This window comes from Pseudoalteromonas sp. QJM3NY_22, assembly GCF_056173065.1.
Window position 1 is genome coordinate 1629003 of record NZ_CM149655.1, and the last position, 24505, is coordinate 1653507.

Below are 24505 nucleotides of genomic sequence, written 5' to 3' on the forward strand. Positions count from 1 at the left end.
TCGATGATGTAATAGATGAAGACGTAGATTGTATTAATGTAGAGTTGTTATTTGTGGTGCAACGACTGCTTAACTCAATTGTGCTGGTAGGGCGCGAGCATACTTTGTTAAAAATGTTAACCAAAAAGAAGTTCTTCTCTAAAAGCATCATCATAACAAGCTCTTACACACTTACTTCTTATTGACCCCTTGCTTTTCGTATGCTGCTTTATCATGTTCCTAACGACGCGTCTAAATAGTGCCATATGTTGCGCACTTAATGGCTCATGTATTTGACAGGCATCTTCTTTAAATACGACATCCAGTATCCAGTGTTGCTGATTTTCTATCAGCCAATGTTGTCTTATTGCTTTATTTATCAATATATTGTCTGTCAACGATGTTAGGTAGTAATGTGTGTCAATACTCGTTCTATTACCCTTCGTTCGCTCTCGCTGCACCGCAACGATTGTCCTAACTGATGGCCAGCTCTCTTTAATTTCACTCGGTAATAAACGCGCATCAAGACAATCTATCGTGCGTACTTCTTTTCGCCCATGCCCTTCATCTTGTGTTACATGACTAAGTATCTCTGAGTTTTCAGATTCATACTGGTGTGTAAATGCATCTTGAATCGCGCTATAAAGTTTCTTTTGATTACCCTTTGCTTGCACTAGATAATCTGCATGTCTGCTAATTAGCTGTTTTAGCGTTTCTTTTTGGCAGTGCAAAGCATCAAGTGTAATGACGGTGTTATTGATATCGAGTATTTTCAATAAATCCCGAACTGCCGGTATTTCATTCGTCTTACTGCCAACTGTTTGGTGGAATAATGTGAGACCTGCTTCACAATCAAATGCTGAGACGAGATGTAATTTATCAGCAATGTGTTTACTTGCTCCGCGAATAGTTTTGCCATCGAAGGCAATGACAGGATGCGCTGACTTAACGCGGTTTTGATTGACCCAGCTATACATCGCGAGTAGTAATGAGTCAGTATCAACGGTTCTAAAAATCCGAGCAATACTATGTCGAGTGGGTATGCCATTTTTGAAAGAACGAAATCCTCTTAACCAATTAAGCTTACTTTCGCCATAGACTTCAATGTCTTGCCAGTTTTCACACCCTGATGTAACGGCAGTAATAATAAGAAAAAGCACATCAACTAAGTTATGGTGCTGATTTATATGTGAACGATTATCTTTGACGAGTTCTAAATGTGAGAAGAGTGACATAATAAGTTTAAGGTGATGAAATTTATGGTATTAGATCATAAAATTTGTTTATTTACAAAGTGTGATCCCGCCCTGATTGTGCTGGCGCTATTGGTATCTATACCATCAAGTTGTACTGTTATTGTGTTTGTTATGCTAAAGTTTTGCTCACTACTTGGTGTTAAAATAATAAAGTTATGAGGAAGTTCAACAGTTGAGCGTGTGCTTATTTCATCATCACGGTTAAACAATATATCAAACGGCTCGTTATCATCAGTTATGTTGATGTAGGCTTGGTAATCTACATCTAAAAAATCTGTATCTTTACTAAGTTCAACAGCTGTGCCTCGCACGATTACTTGTAATGTGTCGCTATCGCTTAATACGATGTTAGACCCATTCATATCACCTGCATTTAGCTCTGCATTAATACGAGTACGATTTCCGTCAGACACAAACTCAAAACCCGCCCAAATACCTTTCGTTTTAATTAGATCTGATGCTGTTTCTGATGTGCAAGCACACAGCATTAATATGATGCCCACGAGGGAAAAGCTTTTTTTAAACATGTTAGCTCCTTTAATTGTGAGCGTATTGTTACACAAGAAAGTACTTTTAGATGTTTAAAATTGTTAACAACTGTAAAATAAATTTTAAATAAAAGTTCTTGGTAGGCAGTGTTGTTTTATTTTTAGTAAAATAACGGCCAGTATTGTGAGTAAATTTATTATAAAAGAGTATGTTACAATTAGTTTATAGTCTGCTTTTGTATTGAGTATTATGGTGCAGTATGTTGCCACACCAAGTTGGTTAGGTCGTTTTTTTACCCGTATTAAGTGGGTAAGTATTGAGCAAGACGTGCTTGTTGTCCACTTTAGAGATATGACTAAACAGCAATTTTTATTAAGTGATTTCAGTAACTTTTCTGTGCTGCAAAATAGCTTGTTTAGCGCAAAAATTTATTTAAGTGATCCTAATAACACATGCGTTAGTTTTTTAAAAAAAGCCGAAGCAGATGTGCTTAATAAAGCGTTAAATAAATATTTTTCAAATACGTTAGAACAAAAAGTGAATAATGCGAGAACGCTTTTAAAGCGTTATGCCCTTGATGAATTTTTACGCGACAGTTCCATTGAAATCTTAAATAAAGCTGTTTTTTCTTTAAGTAAAAATTACGCACATAATCAAATCGTGTGGCAACAGCATTTATCGCCTATTAGCGTAAAATTTTTAAGTATTTTAAGTAGTACACCAAAAACAGCAGACGCTGTAGCGCAATTACGTCATAAATATGAACAAAAGCAGCTTACCCTAAGAGATAACTTTTATAATAATGTTGAGTCTAACCCGCTCACTACAGAGCAGCGTTTAGCGGTTATACGCGATAACGATAAAAATCTAGTACTTGCAGCAGCCGGCACAGGAAAAACCTCAGTTATGGTTGCCAAATCGCTTGATTTAATCGCGCGTGGAATAGCACTGCCAGAGCAGGTATTGGTACTTGCTTACAATAAAACGGCTGCACAGGAATTAAAAGAGCGCTTTATTAAACGTGCAGCACACGCCAATTTAAGTATTAAACCACCTGCCATTTTAACGTTTCATGCACTAGGATTAAAGCTATTACAAGACGCGAAAAAATCAACGGAGCTTTCTACATTTGCAACCGATGAAATACAGCAAAAAACATGGTTAACCGCATGGCTTTATAAGCAAATGCAGACCGACTCTACATTTTTGAAAAACGTTGTTGATTTACTTCATGAACCAGTCGATATTTTTAGTTTTAAAAGCAGTGCTGAGTATGAGCGCTACCTAAGAGATAACGAATATAGAAGCCTTGCTGGGCATAAAGTTAAAAGCTATCAAGAGCTACTTATTTCAAATTGGTTATATTTACATTCGGTTGATCACAAGTACGAGCCAAGCTATAAAAAAAAGCAGAGTTTATTAGGTGAAAAAACAACCGTAAATGTGCAATATAATCCCAATTTTCACTTATCAAAATACAATATTTATCTAGAGCACTTTGACATTGATAGAGAAGGTAATACACGCGCCGATATAAATAAAAAACGCTATAACGAGCAAATAGCTTTTAAGCGAAAACTGCATAAAAATAATAACACTATTTTACTTGAGACTTTTTACTACAATTGGTTCGAAGGTAAGTTAGAGCAGCGCTTAAGTAAACTTTTAAAGCAACATAGTGTGGCGCTTGTACCTTTAAATGACGGTGAAGTATTTAGCACGTTAAATAACTCAGGGCTGTTACAACAAGGGGTTGAAAAATACTTAAAGTGCTTGCAAGCCATAAGAGCTGAGCAGCTCACTAATACGCAAATAAAACAACGTATAAAACAAAGTGGACTCAAAAACCATCAACGTTATGCTGCAATGCTTATAGCTATACATAATGCTTATATACAAGAGTTACATACGCAAAACGCCATTGATTTTGACGATATGATTATTCATGCAACAAAGGCTGTAAAAAAAGGTGAATTTAGTGTGCCTTGGAGCCATATTTTAGTTGATGAGTTTCAAGATATATCAGGTGCGCGTATGGCCTTTTTAAACACACTTATTAACAAGGGCAAAAGTGTACGTTTTACTGCCGTAGGTGATGATTGGCAGGCAATTTATCGTTTTTCGGGTGGTAATTTAGCGTTTACAACGCGTTTTAATGAGCTGGTGGGTGGCCACTCACTTACTATGTTGCAAAAAACATTTAGATATAACAACAGTATTAGCGATGTAGCAGGGCGTTTTGTAATGCAAAACCCTGAGCAATATAAAAAGCTGATCAGCACACATACACAAGTAACCACACCACACGTTATTTTATTAGACGATTTATACCAAGGTACTAAATCGATAGAAATAAAAGTGCAGCAGAGCATAAGCACGATTCAAAAAAACGATGCATCAGCGAGCATTGCCATACTTAGTCGATACCGATACATGTTAAATAGCGTACAGCAGCATTTAAAAGATAAAAAGCATACAAACTCTCTTTATTTTTGGACATTACATAGTGCTAAAGGGCTTGAAGCCGATTACTGTATTATTATTGGTTTTGAACAAGGTAAATTAGGCTTTCCTAGCGATAATCAAAATAACGTGCTGGTGGAGTCGTTATTACCAGAGCAAGATGAATTCACTCACTCAGAGGAAAGGCGTTTGCTTTATGTAGGCATTACACGTGCTAAACATAAAGCGTACTTAATTGCAGACCCTTATGCATGCTCAGCGTTTGTAAAAGAACTAGTAAATGACGATTATCCTATTCAGATCGCTTCAACGTTGTTTAACAAGTCGCAACTAAAGCAAAGAGAGTGTAATACATGCAGCGACGGATTAATTGTGCCAAAAACGGGTCAGTATGGTAATTATTATAGCTGTACTAACACGCAAATTTGCGAAACTAAACTACGAGTGTGTAAAAGTTGTAGTAGCCCATCGGTTGATAAAAGCACGTATTCACAATGTATAAATATAGAATGTAAAACACAGCATCCAATTTGTGAAAAATGTGGGCGTGAAATGCGAAAACGCAAATCTAAGCATGGTGAATTTTTAGGATGCAGTGGCTTTGAGCTCAAAGAAGACAGCTGTAAAAACACTCGAAAGCTAACTGTTACATGAATAGCCCATTTAAAGTAATCTTAAAGTACTACTTAAATTGTAATCAGTCGTATTTTATTGCTTTTTTTTAGTATCAATGTTTAATTTACGCTACCTGAGTCTCATTATTGATTACCATGCACTTTTTCAGTCGATTTTTTTTGCTTGAAGACCATCATTTACCAACAGGGCAAATACCTAATTGGCGTGTGAGTGCTTTACGTATTATTTTTGCAACCGGTATTTTATTATGCCTAGCTATATCGCTTCATAAATCTAAACAAGCTGCCGAATTTAATATTTTATACTTTGTAGGACTAAGCGTTAGTTTCTTTTTTATAACGACCTTATTATTAGCAGCAAGCAAAAGGTATTATATATTTTGTGCGCATGCACTGCTGCTCTCTATAGTTGCGGCAAGTCTGTGTATTAACTTATTCGTGACCGATTTAGAGCTGGCAAAAATTGGCTCGATATATATGTTTTCGTGCCCTTTAATCGCACTAATGTTAATAGGGAGCAGAACGGCCATTTTTTATGCTGTGTTAAATATAATTCCTTTTTATATTATAGTTAACGACATAAATCTATCTTCTTTATCTGGTGTCTCAACTAAACTTTCTGATGAAAAGCTGTATATTACAAGCCTTATATTCTTATCTTTAAATGTTTGTATTCCACTTGCTTTTGCTCGCACTATTGTTGCGGCAAAACGCTTAAATAAAAGTATGAAGAGCGCTAATACTTACCTCAAAGATAAAAACGATCTTTATAGGGCTCTTTTTACTGAATCAAACAAAGCGAAGATTATTGTAGATGAAAATTTTGTGATTACAGATTTTAATCAACATGCTATTGATATGTTTGATATTAAAAAACATTTAAAAGAACATGGCGTTAAACTATTCAATTTATTACCTTCGCTTGATGTTGATGTTGATGTTGATGAGCTTGATGCTCAAGATCAAATTGTTAAACACAAAAACAGTTTTTTTCGGACTAACTACCAGCACGTAATGAGTGCTAATTATCGTGTTTATGATTTTTATGATTGTACTCAAGAACAGTTAATCAAACAAAACTTAACTATAATGGAGCAAGAAAACAAGCGCTTACGCTTTAGAGATCCACAAACAAAGCTACCAAATAGAGGATGGTTTGAAACACAGTGCAACAGATTAACCATTAAATATCACAAAGGCTTTTATATTGTGGTTACACAAACGGCTAATAGTGAGTATTTAAATTTAAAGTTTACTAAAATTGATTCACAAGCTTTGCTAATTAGTGCATTTAAGCGTTTAAAAAAGATGCCAGAAGGCCCTTTGTTGTGTGCGCATGTAGGAGTGGGGAAACTGGCTTTTATTGTTGGCACACATTCGGCAAACGAACTAAAAGATAAACTTTTGGTAAATATAAAACACACGTTAGACGAAACATATAATGTACTTGGAAATAAGTGTCAGCAAACTTTTTTATTTGGTTTTGCGCGCTACCCAAATCATGGGAAAAGTAGTGCTGAAGTGTTAACAAATGCCTGCGAAGCACTTAAATTAGCAAACAGTAATTCTCCTATTTGCAGCTATAGTGAAGAACAATCACAAGCGTTTATAGAAAAATACGAAATATCAATGTTGCTCGATGAAGCGCTTCAACAAGGTGATTTATCGGTGTACTACCAACCAAAAGTGAATGCTAAAGGAGAGTGCATAGGGCTCGAAGCACTCACGAGGTGGCATAGTTCAATACTTGGCAACGTATCACCAGTTGTATTTATACCTATTGCAGAAGAGTACAGAATGATCAGTAGGTTAACTGATTTGATTATTCAAAAAGTGTGTGCTCAAATTGCTCAGTGGTCTACAGTAGATATGCCAAGTGTGCCTATAGCAATAAATATATCTTTAATTGATTTCAGCCAGCCTGACTTTATTTCAAAACTAGTAAAATCTTTAGCTGATTTTAACGTAAAGCCGCAGCAAATAGAGTTAGAGCTTACTGAGACCTCACTTGAAGCAAATCAAGGCCATTCATTAAAGCTAATGCAAACATTGCAATCGTGGGGTTTTATAATATCAGTTGACGATTTTGGGGTCGGATACTCAAATATTGCTCGTCTTGCCCATTATCCTATAAATAAGCTCAAACTCGACCGTTCTCTTATCAGTCAAATTACTCATTCTTCACGTCAAAAGAGTTTAGTAAAAGCGATACTCGTTATGTGCGAAGAATTAGATATAAAATGTGTTGCCGAAGGTGTTGAAACGCAAGAACAAGTTGCTATTATGGCGGAAATGGGTTGTAAAGAGTTCCAAGGTTTTTATTTTGCACAACCTATTACGGTTAAAAATTATGAGGCTCATATAAATAAACACGGAACAAAATTTATAGCTGCTAAAAATAATGAAAAACAAGTCTTTTAATTCCGGTAGTAATTGGCGACTACTTTATTGAGTTAATGTTTTAGATTTAACTAAACGGCTCAATTTACTAACCATTACTATATAAATTAACCTAAAATCTGGTTAAGAGATTTACTAACGTATTGAATGCTTTTGATATTTTAATTTATTTTCTCTAGCCAGAGACTTTTAGCAAATTCAACGCAGTTAGCGCTGAAAATAGCTGCTCGAGATAGATTTATTATCCAGAGTTCAGGTTAAGTACTTACTCCTACGAGGCTAAAAATATCGTACTGCGATTAAACCGCCCCTAGATAGAACAAATTTTAATCCTGAAAGGTCAGCAGGCCTTAGAGTTTATATTATGAAATACGTATTTTTGTTTTGCCAAAAACTGCAATTAACACAATCTTTTGCCATATTTTTAATGGTTGTATTTTCAACAAACTTAGCTTGTAAAGAGCAAAGCCAAACGTTGGTTTTAGCCGGTAGCACATTTTCGGTATGCTCTAGTTCGAATTTAAAAAGTTGTAAAAATAACACGAAAATTCTAGGTAAAAAGCATCGTTTATTTACAATCACAAGCGCTAAAATTAATCAAATTAACTCACGCTGGCCCAATAATAACAGCGTAACTAAGTTGGAAACGTTTAACTCGTTGACCGCATTACATCCTAAAAGTACTTCACCAATGACTAAAGCTGAATTGCTTTGGCTATGGCGTGATATAAATAACGAAGAGCTAAGTCGTTTGACAGATCAAGAGTTCGATTTTTTGTTTGATATGTTAGAAACGCATCAATTAGATAATGATGGCGAGCGTTTAAAAGAACAAGTAAACACTGAACTCAATAACGAGAGCGCGACTAATAATATTTTACAATTTGTGTCGGGCAGTTTAAAAGTTAATAACGCAAAACCTACAATGCTTGCTATTACGGCATCGAGCCGCGACCCTTATGAGTCGGCAGATGTAGCACAGAGTCTTTTAGAGAAATCAAATATAAGCACTCAATGGTTAGCACTAACGCCCGCGCTTGCTAAAGCGATTACGAGTAACTCGTGCGATAAATTACCAGCGCTCAGAAATACATTAATGAATGTGTATAACCGTGAAGCAATTTATCCCGAGCGCACAAAGGCCGAATACGCTTTATGTAAAAGTGGCACTAATGCACTTGTATCACTTATTAAAAGCAGTACCGGCGTTATGTTTAATGATGGTGATGCGGCTTTAACACACAAGATATTATTTGATCAAAACAATAACCCATACCCGTGGACGCAAGCATTGCAAACTCGCCCAGTAATTGTAGGTGAAGGAGCCGGTGCTGCAATCCAAAGTAAAGTGACGGGCATGCTTACAAATACGACAAGCCTTGAGGCACTTCGTAAAAGTGAAACTAACGCTAATGCTGGTGGGCTGGGCAGTTTTAACTTTGGTGTACTAGATACTCAATTTAGCGAACAAAACCGTACATTTAGGCTTGCAGCAGCGCTAAATAAAAACGAAGTCAAAAATATTAAAACAGAGATTCAACATGGTTTTGGTATTGATGAAAATACGGCTTTGGTTGTTATTAAATCACCAGAAGGTAGTTTAATAACCGTAATAGGCAAAAGTGGTGTAGTGCATTTAGCTAACCAAGGTAAAGCCCAACCAAATAGTAAAAGTTATAGCTACTCCTACTGGCCTACAGGCAGTGTAATTGATATTACCAATAACACGTTTACTCTAAGTGATCGCACTATAAGCCAAGCGTTACCGGCTATAAAAATACCTCCACTGCCTGTGCAGCGTTTTGGCTCAATTTTAACAAATTCAAAACTGCGCTCACTAACTCAAGCTATGTGCCTAAGCCAAGAGCAAAGTGCGGTAGCCCAACAAGACGAGTTTATAATTAGCCTTACAGCAACGAGTGACACACAGTATCATCGCATCAATGCAAAAGAGTTTGGTTGTGCGCTAAGCAATTTAGAGTTAGCTATAAAGTCGATTTAGTGACTAACCTGAGCCAAGGGTTTAAGTTTTTGGCTCTTCTCTATAAAATAGCCACCATAATGATTTAAAAGCCTTACTAAAAGAGTATTAAAATGAATAAAGAAAATGATGTAATTTCTAGTCTAGCCGAATTAGAAAGCTTTTTATTAAATGTAGAAAACGGCGGTCTTGGCCTTAAGGGTGTTTCGGGCGTTGGTATGGCAACAAACAATAGTGATGGTAGTCGTTTTGTAGCCGTGTTTGATGACCAACAAAAATTACTTTTAGCGCGCGGTATTACAGAAGACGTATTCCAAACCGGGCAAGACATGGTACGCAATGGTGTAGGTCGTAAGCACTAAAGTAGTACCTTTTAAATATTATAGATGCGCCTTTAGGCGCTTTTATAACTTAGTTTTTATAAAATAAATGCTTAGCTTGTCATCTTAGCTTAAAGTTAAACTATCAAAAAATTCCTTTCATAAAATAACCAATGTGAACTCTGATATAAATATTTAATAACATAGATTTATTATCGATTTGCTCGGTTTTTACTTAGCCCACAAGGGTACTAAAGCATGTCTGTCATACCGTTTAAAAAGTAAGAATATTTCTTTTAAATGGAATCAATAAAATATAGAAGTAAATGCACCAAAAGAGAGCATTATTTTTCGTTATCATCATAATAGTTAACCTGAGTTCTGCTTAAGCGATAACTAATGCGTTAAGCTCTACGTCAGTTAAATTAAGGTGTGGCTTCTTTTCTTTCAAGCAATAAGCCACCAATCCAGCGACTAAATTCAACATAAAGCCGTTCATACTCCGATGTCTTGAATGTTCAATGAAGGATATGTTCTTGAGCTGGTCATTAATTGTTTCGATTATAAAGCGTTTTGAAAGCATTGCTCTATCCCATAATGACATCGCTTTTGCCTTCATATTTTTGCGAACCGTCGTAATGAGCTTTACCCCTTTATCGAGTAAATCGGCTTCTAAAGCTTTACTTAAATACCCTTTGTCACCATATAATTTATCCGTCAGGCAGCTCGCTAACTCACGCACTGGTTGAGTATCATGTACATTTCCTGTTGTCACTTTCGCAGCAACAATTTCACCATGGTGATTAACGATTAAATGTAGCTTGAAGCCATAAAACCATCCCATTGTTCCTTTGCCACGCTGGGCTATTCCATCAAAGGTTTTGTGTCTTGGAATACGAATATTATGGCACACTTTAATACATGTGGAGTCAATGAATTCAACGCCTGTGGGTTTACCTTTAAGTGAAGTAAAATAGGCACACATCGGCACAATTACCCTTGGCATAACGGCTAAAAATAGTGTGTAACTGAGCAAGTTGGGAAATTCACTTTTGTACATAAGTGATACATAGCCAAGGTAGTAATTTTTGAAATCTCGGTGATGTGACATATGAAAACTAATAACAATAGTCATAATTTCACTGGTCGTCATACGTCCTGAACGCTGACGTTTTTGGGTGCCATCTTCGAGTAATTGTTTTTCCCATTGGGGTATAAATACTTTGCAAAAATCATCGACATCGCAAAATAATTCAACTAATTTAATCATGCCTGTTCCTTGCTTATCCAATCGTTTTTGGTCGAAAGATCGGATCTCGGAACAGGCATTTAGTTCAATTTCTTAAACGAGATTCAGGTTAGTTAATTACTTATAAATTAAAAAATAAAATACTGTTTAAAATCAGGTTATTAAATATTGGTTCGTATCTTGCAATTAAAAATCATCCGCATTCTTAATTGGGCCACACTATTTTGATAATATTTTTACCTATAACTTTATTAATAAAAAATTTAGGATTAAAAATTTATTTTTGGATAACATTAACTATCTTCTTTGGCTTTTTTGTAAGTTTATTTTATTTTCCAATAGTGAAGTTAATCTTTGTTTTTGTCGTTCTTTTATATCTTCTATCGGGCATTGCTTGTATTGCAAGTTCACAATTAAAACAAATAAAGAGTGTCATTGAACACATTAATACTAAAAATTTCGATCACCGCGATATTCATTTTAACAGTTTGGCAAACTCAGAATTTATTGAGGAGTTACTAGTAAAATATCGTGAGTTAGGTCGAGTTATTACCCATCATAATGAAAAAAATAAAGAGGTTGAGTATTCCGCGATTCAGGTTATTGAAATTTCATCGGAAGTAAAAAATAATGTTTTGCTTCAATCCGACGCTATAAATTCAACAGCATCAGCAGTGACACAAATGAGCCACTCACTAAGCGAGATCAATAACGAAATATCTAAAACACATCACTCTTCCTGTTTAGCTTCAGAAATAGCTAATCAGGGTAGAGACACTTTAGTGTCACTAAGTAATGCGGTAACCAACGTAAATAAAAGGGCCAAAATAACCCAGCAGCGTATGGTTTCGTTGAATGAATTAGTTATAAATGTTGAAAAGATCACTGAATCGATACAACAAATTTCTCAACAAATAAATCTACTAGCACTTAATGCTTCAATTGAAGCGGCTCGAGCAGGAGAGTTTGGTTTAGGTTTTGCTGTTGTTGCAGAAGAAGTTCGAGCTTTAGCTAAACGTACACATAATTCTACGGACAGTATTGTGGCCAATATTGATGATGTATTGAAAGAAAGCAGTGAGATTGTTAGCACGATGAGTGAGGTCGTTATACAAACTGATGTTTGCCTTCAAAAAGTTAATGAGGTCGATATTTCATTTAACGATATCGAAAAAGCAACTGAGCAGGTTAAGCATCAAATGGAAATAGTGAGTAATGTGTCAACCGAGCAGGCAGCTGCAACCCATGAGATTTCTGAACATATTGCGCAAGTTGTTCTTGGTGCACAAGCTAATTCAGATATAGCGGTCCAATCTCAACTAGTTGCAAATCATTTACGTAAATTAACCCAAAGGCAATAGTCGTTCTTATTAAGGAGTGTAATATGCAATGGATAACCTTAACTACAGCTCATAGGTTGGATCTTAAGAAAACTTGAAGTTGAACTCTGTTAATGATCAAATAGTTACGCCAATAAAAACATGACTAAAAACAGAGTTCACATGCAGATTAACCAAGTTTCAAACCAATTAAAAGCCCTTATCTCAGAAAAACACCTCATTGAGCTTGCAAAAACCTCTGGATTTCAAGTTCGACACCGTTGCCTGTCGATCGTTTCTCTGCTCAAAGCCGTATTTAAAAGCTTATCTTGCCTGCAAGACGCTAACTTGTCAGATATCCATCAAAACTTGCGAACGCAGGCTGATTGCACGATAAGTTATAAACCCTTTCATAATCAAATTCGAAAACCAGCCTTGACTGAGCTTGTCCGTGAGCTCGTTATTCAAGCGATGTCTAAATTGACTGTAAACACGCTGGATAAAACCTTTTTTACCCAGCGAGGAATACAGCGAGTGTTATTGCAAGATGGTTCTTCATTTGCTCTACATGATGAATTAGCGCAGGTTTTTGCTGGTCGTTTTACTGCTGTAAGTCCTGCCGCAATTGAGTTGCACGTTACCTATGACCTATTTAATGAACAACCCTGCGAAATAGATATTCGTCCCGATGTTGAAACTGAGCGCGCCTTTTTACCAGGTAGCCACACACTTGAAGATACGTTATTACTTGCTGATGCTGGGTATTTTGACTTAGATTACTTTGAGCAAGTAGCTCAAGATGGCGGATATTTTTTGATCAGAGCAAATAAAAACATTAACCCAATCGTTACATCAGCTTATTGCGCGGGTATAGAACTTAAAGAAAAGAACATTAAAATCAAAACGTTACTCGATAAATTCGCAAGCCAACCACTTGAATTAACAGTACGTTGGAAGAAAAATGGGCCCGAGTACAGGCTTATCTATTTACCGAATGAAAAGCGCCCCGTTTTCCTTGTTACTAATTTAAAAGAGGCACAGTTTAGCTTTGACGAGCTACTCGATATATATGCAACTCGTTGGCAAATTGAGTTGTTTTTCAAAGAACTAAAGTCATGGAATAACCTTAAAGGGTTCATCACACGAGATCCTCATATTGCCGAATCATTGGTTTGGCTGAGTATACTGCAAACACTTATCAAGCGTTTTATCTGCCATAGTGCAGCGACGATATTTAAGTGTGCGATCTCGACATTTAGAGCGAGTAAGTGCAGTTATCTTTGGTTGGATGATATTCTGGATTGCATAGAACAAACACGGTGCAGCCATAAGATACATCGTGTATTTGAGCTACTAGCGGTAAATTGTAAGCGGCAAAGCATTGAGAAAAACAATGATATTTGCCGTTTTAAGATAGGAAGTCACACGGTCTGTGTTCCTTAAGAACTAAGCTATGAACTACAGCTACTTTTTGTATCCTTATTATTTTTTTGATAAAAAAAATGAAAATAAGCAACAATAAAAAAATACAAAAAGACGGACTCGTACATATTTGTCAGATCAAAAGGATAATTATTTTCGCTCAACAACACCGAGGACTCACTGCTGCTTGGTTAAATGGCGATACTAACGCAGAGGCTAAATTGACTGGTATTAAAAAATTAATTTCTCAAGAAATTAACTCTTTAATGCTTTCACCTGTTGCTAAAAATGAGCGTTGGGCAGCCTTTACTGATCATTGGGGTAGACTTCTTAGTTTTAACAATAAATCATCGGTCAGTAATAGTTTTGAACAGCATACGATGATGATTAAAAACTTAGCCTATTTATTAGAGGATACCGCTGAAAGCTCGCATTTAACGGCCGATTTTTTACCAAAAATAAATAATATAGGGTATGTTTGGCGCGAGTTAATATTAACGACAGAAAATATAGGCCAGTCACGAGCCATTGGAGTGAGCGTTGCTGTTCAACAATGCTGTTCAAGTGTTGATAAAATCAGGTTAAATTTTTTAATTCAAACAATGGCAAAAACCACTATTGATACTTTACAACGATTATCACACCTACCAGAAGAGCAACATACCCATACTAATCTAGTGAAAAAAGCGACTGAAAGTATGAATAAATTAATAGAAGTGATGACGTCAGAATTAGTTGGTGCAGCTAAAGTTGCGATAGATAGTAATCAGTACTTTGAACTCGCAACTGAGACTATGTCAAAGATGAATGATATTTTTGATCACCAAGTGAAGCAATTAAATAAAGTTATATAAGATTTAAAATTAATTTCATATAGATCTGCGGCCTCCGTTAGAAATGGAGATTACCAACGCTCAACCCAAGAAAGTAAATTTAGTGCATAGGTTTGCTTAATTAATGAGGCTGTCTAATTTAGTTAATGATAGTAAAACTCATTTACCTCACCTCTTAATGGTTATATGCTTTGATACCATTAAAAAATAACCCTTAAGACACTTAGTTTTCTAAATGGCTGCCTTAAATCTCGATAATTTAAATCTCATTTACAAATCATGCAAAGGAATACAGAAGTGCGTCTTTATAAATTAGCAGTGCTCTCAGTACTAGCTTCAGGCTATCTTTCAGCAAATGAATCAACCATCCCACTAAGTGAAATTGCCCTAATGGATCGTCAATCTTTAATTGAAATCTTCAAAGAATCTCCGACGGTTGAAATTGAAGTTAATCTTACCTTCAATGAGATTGGGAGTGATAAAGAGGATTTATTAAAAAAAATCACAGCTAAACCATTACCTAATTTTGAAGGTTTAACCTTTTCCGTACCCAATAAGCAACAATATTTATCGAAAAAGAACAATCTCATTTCCACACAACCTATTTGCAAAGTAGGACTAGTATCTGCGGGTAAAACTGTTTATAAAAAATCTAAAACGAGTGCATTAGAGTTAATTCATAGTTGTGGTACGAGTGGTTGTGGGTATGACTTCAAACTCCACCTTTTACCTGCTAAGGAGGTTTGCAAAGTGCTGTAGTGGTCAAAAGTTAATTCATTGAGTGATGAAATTAAGGGGAGGCAGAAAAAGCACCTACAGCTACAGACACAGCGGTTAAAAAGCGAAGTAATTCGCAGCAGCTTGTTAAAAAGCAGTTAAAAAAACCAAAGAAACGGGCGAAAAACCAACTCAACAGGCTGCTGTACTTTATACCAGTCTTAGTTTAAGAACATAAAAGGTATTGGATAGCATAATGTGACAGGGCACTTAGATTAAAATTAAACAGCAAAATATGAAACTGAGACAATAAGGTTTAGAACTTTCAGGACTAGTTCCCCGACAGCTTAGTGCCAAGGGCAGCCGTTGGTAACCTTAGCCTATTTTTTATAATTCTAATTTTACAAGTGCATCTTGCTCACCTTGATATAAATAAACTGGGACGATTTCATGTTTTCCATTATTTTTTCTAAGCTGATAGTAATTTTCAGTACACTCATAAGAGTAAAGAGTAAGAGTTGTTTTCCCGGGGTATGATTTTTAGTTTATTCTCACCTTCATATTGGGAATAAAGTGTACCGTTTTCGAACGAAATATTTAAAATTTTCGAATCGGAAGAACGATAACTTCCAACTAAAGATGCTGCTAGGGCCTTTGCTTTTTGACTATTTACTTGCTTAGGAGATAAATTTAGTTGTAGCGCTATCATGTCTAATAGAGCAGGGCCTGGGTGTTTTGTGTCGATGTTGGTTAAAGCTGTAGCGGTTAAATCTTCATTTGGGAAATAGACATGCCAAGCAAAAAATCCGGGAACCTGACCTTGGTGGCTAAAGCTATCTAATCCACTTATTTTGTATATATCTAAGCCATATCCATAATCCACATGCGAATTATTATTTAATAATGCCTTGGTGGTCATTAGTTTATAGTTTTCTTTTGAAATTACATGCCCTGACTTTAATGCATTTTGCCAAAGGTGCATATCAGCAAGTGTAGAAGCAATAGCGCCCGCAGAATAGATCCAACTACGATCAACATTCCATTGCCTTTCAGTTGAATCTTCAGGGTTAATATACTTTTTAGGCTCATTACGACTAGTAGTGTAGCCGTTTACTTTCCCAGCAGATGTTCCTTTAGTAATAACAAAAGTATTATCCATTTTCAGAGGTTTAAAAAATGTGTTTGACATGAACTGGTCATATGAAGTATCAGAAGCAACTTCAATGACTTTTCCCAGAAAGACGTAACCCAAATTTGAATAACTATATTTTTTACCAGACTCAGAGTTAAGATGTTGTTTACTTATATTTTGTATAACTAAGTCAATAGAAGCATACTTATCATAAATTTTACTTACTGAAGGTTCCCCTAAGTAATCTGGCAGGCCAGAAGTATGGCTTAAAACTCTATCAATCGTTAAATACCTAAACTCAGGGTTAATATCAGGAATAAATTGCTCTAATGTATCTTGTAATGATAGCTTTTTTTCTTCCGATAGTTTCAAGATCGCTGCAGCAGTAAATGTTTTCGTGACAGAACCTATTTGAAATATATCATCTACATTGAGAGGCCTCTCAGTATCAATATTTGCCAAACCAACTGCACCACTATAAATATGTTTACCTGACTGTTCTAATCTAACAACCATGCCAGGAGCTTCTGAAGAGTTATGGCACTGCATTAATTCAGCAAAGTTGTGTTGTTGTGCAACAGCTTTTATTCCATACAACCCTACAAAAAGACAAAAAAATATATTTTTTCCCATAAACTATGTTCCCTTAATCATTTAATAAATCTGTAAATAACAAATACAGATTACACTTGTAATCAATAATATTACATATAGCAGCTGCTTGCAATTTAATAAATAAAACCAATATTATTCAATAGCTTATTTAATTTTTTCAATGAAGGTATATTTGCTTATAATGGCCAAGTGAATGTAACAGCTTTATCAGAGGTCATTTTTTACCTTAACGTGGTAGGGTTCTTATTTTAGTCTTTTCTATTAATAGTAAAAGGGTAAGTTATTGCTAATTAAGAGTATTATTAGAAGCGAAGATTGTTTTTATATAAAAACTAAAAAACTTCTTTTATCATATTACTTAGATGGTACGAGTTAAATCAACTAGCTACTCAATGTCTACTTTATCGGGTCAGGTCAACCCGCTGCTTAGTCCCAATTGCGGACATTAGTCACGCCTCGTTAACGGGACGATTTTAAAAATGTGATTTTTCTGACCGTCTCTGACATAACTGATTTCCATACACTGGCCTTCAGTGATGAAGTTATCGGTATGATCATCGCCAGTAAAATATAAACTTTGAGTGTAATTGCTAAATTGGAATTTTGTATTTTCGATTACGAACGTTTCCGTACGGTAGTTTGTTGGTGAAGTCTCAGAATTGTAATGTTTCACGCATCCAACTACCATCTGATACTTTTTCTCATCAATGATTTGGCGTAAATGTGAAACTTTAAAGTAACCAAAGATACTATCCGATACCAAAACGCAAGATAAAAAACCAAAACCCAAAAGAAATTTGTTGCTACTTATTTTTAAAATCTCTGAAATATATTGAGTAACGTCAGAAAATTTAAATAATATAAATAAAAGCAGTGCTATCGGGAAAATAGGCAAAAGCTGAACTAAAGCAAAACCTATCTGAGTTTCAAAATATGCACCTGAGTTCAATTTAGTCCTGCTAATAATTTAATAGTGCGATAAAGGAGAGAGTTTAATTTATAACAAGTTGAAATAAATAGAATTTAAATGGTCGGTATGGAGAGATTCGAACTCTCGACCCCTGCCACCCCATGACAGTGCGCTACCAAGCTGCGCCACATACCGATTTGTATGCAATAGTACGTGTATTTTTTTAAAAATCAATAAGCGATTGTTTGTTTGGATGTTTATTACGCAAGAACGCTAAAATAGCACTCTTGCGATGTACTAATTGGCTAGTCTTTATTTAACCACTTTTTGATCGAGTCATACATCTCATCTCGTATTATTGGCTGAGCTTTTTTGTTAGGGTGTAAACTATCGTTTTGCATTAGCTCAGCTTGGCTGGCAATGTTTAGCATAAAAAAGTTCATTAAATGCGCACTTGTCTCTTCGCTAACGCGCGAAAAAGTGTCAGTAAACATTTTACTGTAACGCGGGCCGTAATTAGGGGGAATGTAAATCTCCATTAAGGCGGTCATCGCATTAGCTGCTTGGCTTTTTTGAATAAGAGACGTTAAGTTAGTTTGCATTTTTTTTACTGGGAAACCACGTAAACCGTCATTAGCACCTAGCTCAATAAGTACATGAGTGGGCTCGTATTGCTCAAGCAATGCATCTAAACGGCGTAGGGCTCCACCAGATGTTTCGCCACTAATACTGGCGTTGATAAGTTCAATGTCGGCGTGTTCGTCATCGTATTTATCTTGTAACAATTTTACCCAGCCTTCTTCTTGTTGAAGTCCGTAGGCTGCGCTTAAACTGTCACCGAGTATTAAAATCGTGTTGTCGGCTGCTGCGCTCAGCGGTTTGATAACTAAAAATAAAATGAATACTAAACGAAGGATTGAATGAGTCATATGTCAGCGCTTTCTCAATTAAATATAATTCAGGTTAATGGTTTATCTAAAATAGTCTCTACCTTTGAAGGTGAGCTGCCCATCCTCAGCGACATCAGCTTTAATGTCAAGCATGGTGAGTCTGTTGCTATAGTTGGCACGTCAGGCTCTGGTAAATCTACGTTACTCAGTTTATTAGCAGGGCTGGATACCGCCAGCAGCGGCGAAATATTTTTAGATGGTGAGCCATTACACAATTTAGATGAAGAAGAGCGTGCTGCACTGCGCGCGGCTAAAATTGGATTTGTGTTTCAATCGTTCATGTTAGTACAAAGCTTAACGGCACTAGAAAACGTTATGCTACCAGCAGAACTTGCTGGCGAAAGTGATGCGAAAGAGCAAGCAATTGCTTTGCTTGAAAAAGTAGGCTTGAGCCATCGAATTGATCATTACCCGTCGCAACTCTCTGGCGGTGAACAGCAACGTGTTGCTATTGCGCGAGCATTTATTGGTACACCTAAAATACTATTTGCTGATGAGCCTTCGGCTAACTTAGACAGCAAAAACGGTAAAATGATTGAATCCTTATTATTTGATTTAAATACTCAACATGGCACTACGCTTATTTTAGTTACTCACGATGAAGGGCTTGCACAAAAATGTGAGCATATTATTCAAATAGAAGCGGGTTTACTGGTAAAAAGCCAAGTAGAGGACGTTGCCGATGTGGGTTAAGTTAGCGCTTAAGTTATTTTCGCGAGAATTTCGCCGTGGTGAGCTAACAGTTATAAGCGCAGCTATCGCTCTTGCTGTGTTAACCGTGCTTACATTGTCGATGGTTACTGAGCGAATAGGGCAAAGTATTGCGCAAAAAAGCAGTGCTTTTATTGCAGCAGACCGTGTACTTGCCAGCGATCATGTTCTCGACACTGCTTTTATTACTCAAGCACAGAGCCAAAATTTAAAAACAGCGCAAATGGTGTATTTCGACACTATGTTGTTTGCCGATGATGAAATGCAGTTTAGCTCAGTAAAAGCGGCATCTAATGCGTACCCGCTAAAAGGGCAGTTAAAAGTTAAAGATACCCTAACCGGTGAAACTAAAGTTGCTAATAGCGGACCAACGCCGGGTAATGTGTGGCTAAGTGAATCGGTATTTTACAGTTTAAATATTGATATAGGCGCGCAAGTAGAGCTTGGCGCTGCATTATTTAATGTTTCAAAAGTTATTGTAGAAGAGCCAGACGCGCCATTTAATGTATTTTCGAGTAGCCGTCGTGTACTCATTAATATTGACGATGTGGCAAAAACCGAAGTTGTGCAGCCAGGTAGTCGTGTTTATTACCGCCAACTTTATGCAGGTAGTGAGGCCGACATAAATAGCTTTTACGAGTGGCTTAAACCACAAATGAAAGAAAACCAACAATGGTATGGCGTTAAAGACCGCCAATCACCCATTTCAAACAGTTTAAACCGCGCAGAGAGCTTTTTATTACTTGCCGGCCTATTAGGTATTATTTTGGCTGCAGTGGCTATAGCTGTTTCAGCAAAACGTTATTGTGAACGCCAATACGACCCAGTAGCGATGATGAAAACGCTCGGCGGTAGCCGCTCAATGATCCGCAAAATATACATGCTGCATTTATTGCTTGTATGTGCAATGGCGGTAAGTATAGGGCTGTTAATTGGTTATGGTTTGCAAGAAATAGCAACAAGTTACTTATCAAAAAGTATGGGCACAGAGTTACCCTTAGGTGGCTTTAAACCTTGGCTGGTGGCTATAAGCACCGGCGTAATTTGTGCTGTTATGTTTTCTATTAAACCATTATTTGATTTATTTGATATTCCGCCGCTTAGAGTACTGCGCCGTAACTTAGGTGACAAGTTGGCAGTAAGTCGTGTGCATTTAGGTATGAGTGCGCTAACCGTGTTTTTATTAATGTGGTTATTTAGCAACAACATAAAAATAACGCTTATTTTGTTTATATCAACACTTGCGCTAATTGGTGTGCTGTTTTTAGTATCTAAATTAATATTTGGTGGCGGTCGAAAGCTTGGCTTAAAACCTGGTAATAGTTGGTCGCTTGCAATTGCGTCTATTCAAAAGCGTGCAAATGTGAACGCGGTACAGTTAATTAGCTTTTCGTTAGCGATTAAATTACTGCTGTTTTTAGTGGTACTTAAAAACGATATGATATCTGATTGGCAGTCGCAACTACCAAACGATGCACCTAATGCGTTTTTAGTTAATATTACGCAAAATGAGCTCGAGCCAATTAATGAATATTTAGCTCAAAAAGATATTCAGGTATCGGAGTTTTATCCCACTATTCGTGGACGTGTAAATGCGGTAAACGGCGAGTTGGTAGCGCGTTCTGTATCGTTGCAAGACAACGAGAAAAAAGACGAAGAAGCACGTGCAGGTATTGGTCGTGAGCTAAATCTTACATGGCTTAAGGATGTGCCTGATCAAAATGAAGTAACACAAGGCACGTGGTTTGGTGAAAATGCGACGGCTGAGGCTTCAGTAGAGGAGTCGATGCTTGAGCGTTTAGATGTTGAGATAGGCGATACGCTTACATTTTTAATTGGTTCGCAGTCGTTCGATGCTAAAATCACCAGTGTGCGCAAAGTTAATTGGGCCACGCTTAAACCTAACTTTTTTATTATTTTAAGCCCAGATGTACTTGCAGATTTTCCGGCAACGTATATTTCGTCGGTACGTATAAACCCAGATCAAAAGCGTGATTTTAGCCAGTTATTGCGTACTTACCCTACTATTACAGCCATTGATATTGATAACTTTGTTAAGCAAATACAAACAACTATTTCGCAAGTATCACTCGCCATTGGTTTTGTACTTGCAATTGTTGTGCTGTGTGGCGCGCTTGTACTTATATCGCAAGTGCAAGCTAGTTTAGGTGAGCGTATGCAAGAAATTGTCATACTTAGAACGCTTGGCGCTAAAAGCCGATTAATTAAAAATGCGACCTTGTATGAGTTTTTATTACTAGGTGGCTTAGCTGGTTTAGTTGCCGTATTTTTTAGCGATATAGCGCTTTTGATTGTGCAGCAACAAATGTTTGACCTAGCAGGTAAGTTGCATCCGCATATATGGGTTATTGGGCCGGTAGCTGGTGGCGTATTTGTGGCAGGTTTAGGTTATTTAATGATTGCCCGAACACTTAAACAAAACACCCAAGGGTTAGTGCGTGCCCTAGGGTAAGCTAAACTAACATGCTCCTGTAAATGCCCACCTAGTTTGTGGGCATTTTTGTTTTTCTTTGTACTGGTAATTTATACAGTGCTCTGGCATTATTAGCGTAATTTAAAAATAATAACAATGGAGCGCTGTTTGGCCATTATTTTAGGGATCGATCCTGGTTCACGTTTGACCGGATATGGTGTTGTTGCCCATCAAGGTTCTAAATTTACATACTTAGGCAGTGGCTGTATTAAGTTAGCCGATCATCCTTTTCCGATTAGGCTTAAAATGATCTACCAAGGCATTACACAGCTTATTGAGCAGTTTTCGCCAGAAACCTTTGCCATTGAAAAAGTATTTATGGCGCACAACCCCGATTCAGCTTTAAAACTAGGCCAAGCTAGAGGCGCTGCGATTGTTGGCGCTGCAATGGCCGACTTACCCGTATTTGAATATTCAGCTAGGCAAATTAAGCAAGCAGTAGTAGGCAACGGTGGCGCAGATAAAACACAAGTGCAACACATGGTAAAAAATATTTTAAAACTACCCGGTACGCCACAGGCCGATGCAGCTGATGCACTCGCTATTGCGATTTGCCACGCCCATTCAGAACAAAATTTAATTAAACTAGCGGGCAGCGCAAGCAAAACCGTTAGAGGACGTTTAAGGAAATAATTATGATAGGCCGCTTAAATGGTATTTTAGTCGAAAAACAGCCACCAGAAATATTACTCGAAGTAAGTGGTGTAGGCTACGAAGTACGAATGCCAATGACCTGTTTTTACGATTTACCAAAAATTGGTGAAAATGCGATTGTTTACACTCACTTTGTAGTGCGTGAAGATGCTCAACTATTATTTGGTTTTAATAATAAAGTTGAACGTGCTTTGTTTAGAGAGCTATTAAAAGCAAATGGCGTAGGGCCAAAACTTGGCTTAGCTATTTTATCGGGCATGTCGGCAAAGCAATTTGTAAGTTGTGTAAATAACGAAGACTCAACATCGCTTGTTAAATTACCCGGTGTAGGTAAAAAAACGGCCGAGCGTTTAGTACTCGAAATGAAAGACAGACTAAAAGATTGGGGTAATGATTTATTTACGCCATTTAGCGACAGCGCAGTAATAGAGCCTATGAGCGATGCGACAATTGCTAATAATGCAGCGGATGATGCCGTATCGGCACTGCTTGCATTAGGTTATAAATTGCCACAAGCTCAAAAAGCCGTAAAATCGATAAGTAAACCCGATATGTCTACTGAGGTTCTTATTAGAGAATCTTTAAAATCTATGTTGTGAGTAACCCATGATTGAAGCGGATCGCTTAATTGATGCGACTGAAAAAACAAATGAAGACTCTATAGATCGTGCAATAAGGCCTAAGCTTTTAGCCGATTACAGAGGCCAGCCTCATGTTAAGCAGCAAATGGAAATTTTTATTGAAGCTGCCCGAACCCGTGGTGAAGCGCTTGATCATTTATTAATATTTGGCCCACCTGGGCTTGGTAAAACCACGCTTGCAAATATTGTCGCTAACGAATTACACGTAAGCATTAAAACAACATCAGGCCCTGTACTTGAAAAAGCAGGCGATTTAGCTGCGTTACTGACCAATTTAGAAGAAGGCGACGTTCTGTTTATAGATGAAATACACAGACTAAGCCCGCAAGTTGAAGAAATACTGTATCCCGCAATGGAAGACTACCAGCTTGATATAATGATTGGTGAGGGCCCAGCTGCGCGTTCTATTAAATTAGACTTACCTGCATTTACACTTATTGGTGCAACCACACGAGCAGGCTCACTTACATCGCCACTGCGTGACCGTTTTGGAATTGTGCAGCGATTAGAGTTTTATTCTGTAGAAGATTTATCGCACATAGTAGGGCGCTCAGCACATTACCTTGATTTAGAAATGTGTGACGATGGCGCTACCGAAATCGCGCAGCGCTCGCGGGGTACACCACGTATTGCAAACCGCTTATTGCGCCGTGTACGCGATTACACTCAAGTAAAATCTGACGGCACAGTAAACGCCGATGTAGCTAAGCAAGCCCTTGATATGATTGACGTAGATAAAAGTGGTTTTGATTATATGGACCGTAAATATTTACTCGCGATAATTGAAAAATTTATGGGCGGCCCAGTAGGGCTCGACAATGTAGCGGCTGCTATTGGCGAAGAGCGCGAAACAATAGAAGATGTGATAGAACCATTTTTGATCCAACAAGGATTTATTCAGCGCACACCTCGCGGGCGAATAGTCTCTGACAGTGCATACCATCACTTTGGATTAATGCCAAAAAAGACGACTTAATCTAAATTTCAATTAATCACTTGCGCTTGCATAAGTAAATGTACAGCAAGCGCGTATACCTAATTTTATAATGTTACCCACCATATTTTCACATAGTTACTCTAAACCAAGTTATTACAATTTTACCCACTATATAATCAGTTAACTCTTAATTCACAGAGCGTTAAGACTTGCGTGGCTATGCTGCGGGCTATTCGATAGATAGAGTATATTGCATAGCCGTTATCGTATTAGGCTGTTACAGTGTTGTTTAGTTTGCAATAATACTTAATCAATTAGGGGGATTAAATCTGACGTTAACAGTGTTAAAAATTTCTGATATACGACTGCATGGATGCAGAGCAATGCAGTAGCAATGA

19 protein-coding genes and 1 tRNA gene are annotated in these 24505 nt (G+C 37.1%); 13 read left to right on the forward strand and 7 right to left on the reverse strand.

Annotated features, from left to right (window positions below; genetic code table 11):
- Positions 1-116: 116 nt before the first annotated feature.
- The gene (locus tag AC0VZ4_RS07300) at positions 117-1214 is read right to left on the reverse strand and encodes an ISAs1-like element ISPsesp1 family transposase (RefSeq protein ID WP_475440415.1); all 1098 of its coding nucleotides are present in this window, start codon (positions 1212-1214) and stop codon (positions 117-119) included.
- 35 nt (positions 1215-1249) lie between these two features.
- The gene (locus AC0VZ4_RS07305) at positions 1250-1762 is read right to left on the reverse strand and encodes a hypothetical protein (RefSeq protein WP_475441309.1); all 513 of its coding nucleotides are present in this window, start codon (positions 1760-1762) and stop codon (positions 1250-1252) included.
- A 211-nt stretch (positions 1763-1973) separates the two neighbouring features.
- On the opposite strand from AC0VZ4_RS07305, the gene AC0VZ4_RS07310 reads away from it, so the two are divergent.
- From AC0VZ4_RS07310 to AC0VZ4_RS07325, 4 genes are all read left to right on the forward strand, one after another.
- Positions 1974-4841, forward strand: a complete 2868-nt coding sequence (locus AC0VZ4_RS07310; RefSeq protein ID WP_475441310.1) for a UvrD-helicase domain-containing protein — start codon at positions 1974-1976, stop codon at positions 4839-4841.
- A 116-nt stretch (positions 4842-4957) separates the two neighbouring features.
- Complete coding sequence (locus tag AC0VZ4_RS07315) at positions 4958-7243, forward strand: putative bifunctional diguanylate cyclase/phosphodiesterase (RefSeq protein ID WP_475441311.1); 2286 nt, start codon at positions 4958-4960, stop codon at positions 7241-7243.
- A 343-nt stretch (positions 7244-7586) separates the two neighbouring features.
- Positions 7587-9224: a cyanophycinase gene (locus AC0VZ4_RS07320; RefSeq protein ID WP_475441312.1), complete on the forward strand. Its 1638-nt coding sequence runs from the start codon at positions 7587-7589 to the stop codon at positions 9222-9224.
- 92 nt (positions 9225-9316) lie between these two features.
- A complete protein-coding gene (locus AC0VZ4_RS07325; protein ID WP_007378343.1) occupies positions 9317-9565 on the forward strand; it encodes a hypothetical protein in 249 nt (82 codons plus the stop codon).
- Positions 9566-9908: 343 nt separating this feature from the next.
- On the opposite strand, the gene AC0VZ4_RS07330 is transcribed toward AC0VZ4_RS07325, so the two are convergent.
- On the reverse strand, positions 9909-10793 hold the full coding sequence (locus tag AC0VZ4_RS07330; protein ID WP_475441613.1) for an IS982 family transposase: 885 nt from the start codon (positions 10791-10793) through the stop codon (positions 9909-9911).
- Between the two features lie 203 nt (positions 10794-10996).
- On the opposite strand from AC0VZ4_RS07330, the gene AC0VZ4_RS07335 reads away from it, so the two are divergent.
- The 4 genes from AC0VZ4_RS07335 (at position 10997) to AC0VZ4_RS07350 (ending at position 15105) form a co-directional block, all read left to right on the forward strand.
- The gene (locus AC0VZ4_RS07335; protein ID WP_232525469.1) at positions 10997-12133 is read left to right on the forward strand and encodes a methyl-accepting chemotaxis protein; all 1137 of its coding nucleotides are present in this window, start codon (positions 10997-10999) and stop codon (positions 12131-12133) included.
- 141 nt (positions 12134-12274) lie between these two features.
- Positions 12275-13534: an IS4 family transposase gene (locus AC0VZ4_RS07340; RefSeq protein WP_475441313.1), complete on the forward strand. Its 1260-nt coding sequence runs from the start codon at positions 12275-12277 to the stop codon at positions 13532-13534.
- Between the two features lie 59 nt (positions 13535-13593).
- The gene (locus tag AC0VZ4_RS07345) at positions 13594-14367 is read left to right on the forward strand and encodes a nitrate- and nitrite sensing domain-containing protein (RefSeq protein ID WP_475441314.1); all 774 of its coding nucleotides are present in this window, start codon (positions 13594-13596) and stop codon (positions 14365-14367) included.
- A gap of 276 nt (positions 14368-14643) precedes the next feature.
- On the forward strand, positions 14644-15105 hold the full coding sequence (locus tag AC0VZ4_RS07350; protein ID WP_149606392.1) for a hypothetical protein: 462 nt from the start codon (positions 14644-14646) through the stop codon (positions 15103-15105).
- 454 nt (positions 15106-15559) lie between these two features.
- Here the strand turns inward: AC0VZ4_RS07350 and AC0VZ4_RS07355 are convergent, their stop codons facing one another.
- From AC0VZ4_RS07355 to AC0VZ4_RS07370, 4 genes are all read right to left on the reverse strand, one after another.
- A complete protein-coding gene (locus tag AC0VZ4_RS07355) occupies positions 15560-16828 on the reverse strand; it encodes a serine hydrolase domain-containing protein (RefSeq protein ID WP_475441315.1) in 1269 nt (422 codons plus the stop codon).
- A 427-nt stretch (positions 16829-17255) separates the two neighbouring features.
- Positions 17256-17759 carry a hypothetical protein gene (locus tag AC0VZ4_RS07360; RefSeq protein WP_096793379.1) on the reverse strand — a complete coding sequence of 168 codons (504 nt, stop codon included), beginning with the start codon at positions 17757-17759 and terminating at the stop codon, positions 17256-17258.
- A 79-nt stretch (positions 17760-17838) separates the two neighbouring features.
- Positions 17839-17915: transfer RNA gene (locus AC0VZ4_RS07365), tRNA-Pro, on the reverse strand.
- Positions 17916-18025: 110 nt separating this feature from the next.
- On the reverse strand, positions 18026-18649 hold the full coding sequence (locus AC0VZ4_RS07370; RefSeq protein ID WP_033039186.1) for an arylesterase: 624 nt from the start codon (positions 18647-18649) through the stop codon (positions 18026-18028).
- On the opposite strand from AC0VZ4_RS07370, the gene AC0VZ4_RS07375 reads away from it, so the two are divergent.
- The 5 genes from AC0VZ4_RS07375 to ruvB all read left to right on the forward strand — a co-directional run bounded on the left by AC0VZ4_RS07375 (position 18650) and on the right by ruvB (position 24146).
- Positions 18650-19363: an ABC transporter ATP-binding protein gene (locus tag AC0VZ4_RS07375; RefSeq protein ID WP_475441626.1), complete on the forward strand. Its 714-nt coding sequence runs from the start codon at positions 18650-18652 to the stop codon at positions 19361-19363.
- Positions 19353-21854 (forward strand): ABC transporter permease, encoded by a 2502-nt coding sequence (locus AC0VZ4_RS07380; RefSeq protein ID WP_475441316.1) that lies wholly within the window; start codon positions 19353-19355, stop codon positions 21852-21854. Before AC0VZ4_RS07375 ends, AC0VZ4_RS07380 begins: the two co-directional genes overlap by 11 nt.
- 129 nt (positions 21855-21983) lie before the next feature.
- On the forward strand, positions 21984-22508 hold the full coding sequence (ruvC, locus tag AC0VZ4_RS07385) for a crossover junction endodeoxyribonuclease RuvC (RefSeq protein WP_007378888.1): 525 nt from the start codon (positions 21984-21986) through the stop codon (positions 22506-22508).
- Between the two features lie 2 nt (positions 22509-22510).
- Positions 22511-23128, forward strand: a complete 618-nt coding sequence (gene ruvA, locus AC0VZ4_RS07390; RefSeq protein ID WP_475441317.1) for a Holliday junction branch migration protein RuvA — start codon at positions 22511-22513, stop codon at positions 23126-23128.
- Positions 23129-23135: 7 nt separating this feature from the next.
- Positions 23136-24146: a Holliday junction branch migration DNA helicase RuvB gene (gene ruvB, locus AC0VZ4_RS07395; protein ID WP_007378887.1), complete on the forward strand. Its 1011-nt coding sequence runs from the start codon at positions 23136-23138 to the stop codon at positions 24144-24146.
- Positions 24147-24505 lie beyond the last annotated feature (359 nt).

Bases quoted from the DNA above. Each gene is read 5' to 3' on its own strand.
- AC0VZ4_RS07300 (WP_475440415.1), bottom strand. From the start codon at position 1,214: ATGTCACTCTTCTCACATTTAGAACTCGTCAAAGATAATCGTTCACAT.
- AC0VZ4_RS07355 (WP_475441315.1), bottom strand. From the start codon at position 16,828: ATGGGAAAAAATATATTTTTTTGTCTTTTTGTAGGGTTGTATGGAATA.
- AC0VZ4_RS07325 (WP_007378343.1), top strand. From the start codon at position 9,317: ATGAATAAAGAAAATGATGTAATTTCTAGTCTAGCCGAATTAGAAAGC.
- AC0VZ4_RS07330 (WP_475441613.1), bottom strand. From the start codon at position 10,793: ATGATTAAATTAGTTGAATTATTTTGCGATGTCGATGATTTTTGCAAA.
- ruvA (WP_475441317.1), top strand. From the start codon at position 22,511: ATGATAGGCCGCTTAAATGGTATTTTAGTCGAAAAACAGCCACCAGAA.
- AC0VZ4_RS07345 (WP_475441314.1), top strand. From the start codon at position 13,594: ATGAAAATAAGCAACAATAAAAAAATACAAAAAGACGGACTCGTACAT.
- AC0VZ4_RS07370 (WP_033039186.1), bottom strand. From the start codon at position 18,649: ATGACTCATTCAATCCTTCGTTTAGTATTCATTTTATTTTTAGTTATC.
- AC0VZ4_RS07380 (WP_475441316.1), top strand. From the start codon at position 19,353: ATGTGGGTTAAGTTAGCGCTTAAGTTATTTTCGCGAGAATTTCGCCGT.
- AC0VZ4_RS07375 (WP_475441626.1), top strand. From the start codon at position 18,650: ATGTCAGCGCTTTCTCAATTAAATATAATTCAGGTTAATGGTTTATCT.
- ruvB (WP_007378887.1), top strand. From the start codon at position 23,136: ATGATTGAAGCGGATCGCTTAATTGATGCGACTGAAAAAACAAATGAA.
- AC0VZ4_RS07315 (WP_475441311.1), top strand. From the start codon at position 4,958: ATGCACTTTTTCAGTCGATTTTTTTTGCTTGAAGACCATCATTTACCA.
- AC0VZ4_RS07305 (WP_475441309.1), bottom strand. From the start codon at position 1,762: ATGTTTAAAAAAAGCTTTTCCCTCGTGGGCATCATATTAATGCTGTGT.
- AC0VZ4_RS07320 (WP_475441312.1), top strand. From the start codon at position 7,587: ATGAAATACGTATTTTTGTTTTGCCAAAAACTGCAATTAACACAATCT.
- AC0VZ4_RS07340 (WP_475441313.1), top strand. From the start codon at position 12,275: ATGCAGATTAACCAAGTTTCAAACCAATTAAAAGCCCTTATCTCAGAA.
- AC0VZ4_RS07310 (WP_475441310.1), top strand. From the start codon at position 1,974: ATGGTGCAGTATGTTGCCACACCAAGTTGGTTAGGTCGTTTTTTTACC.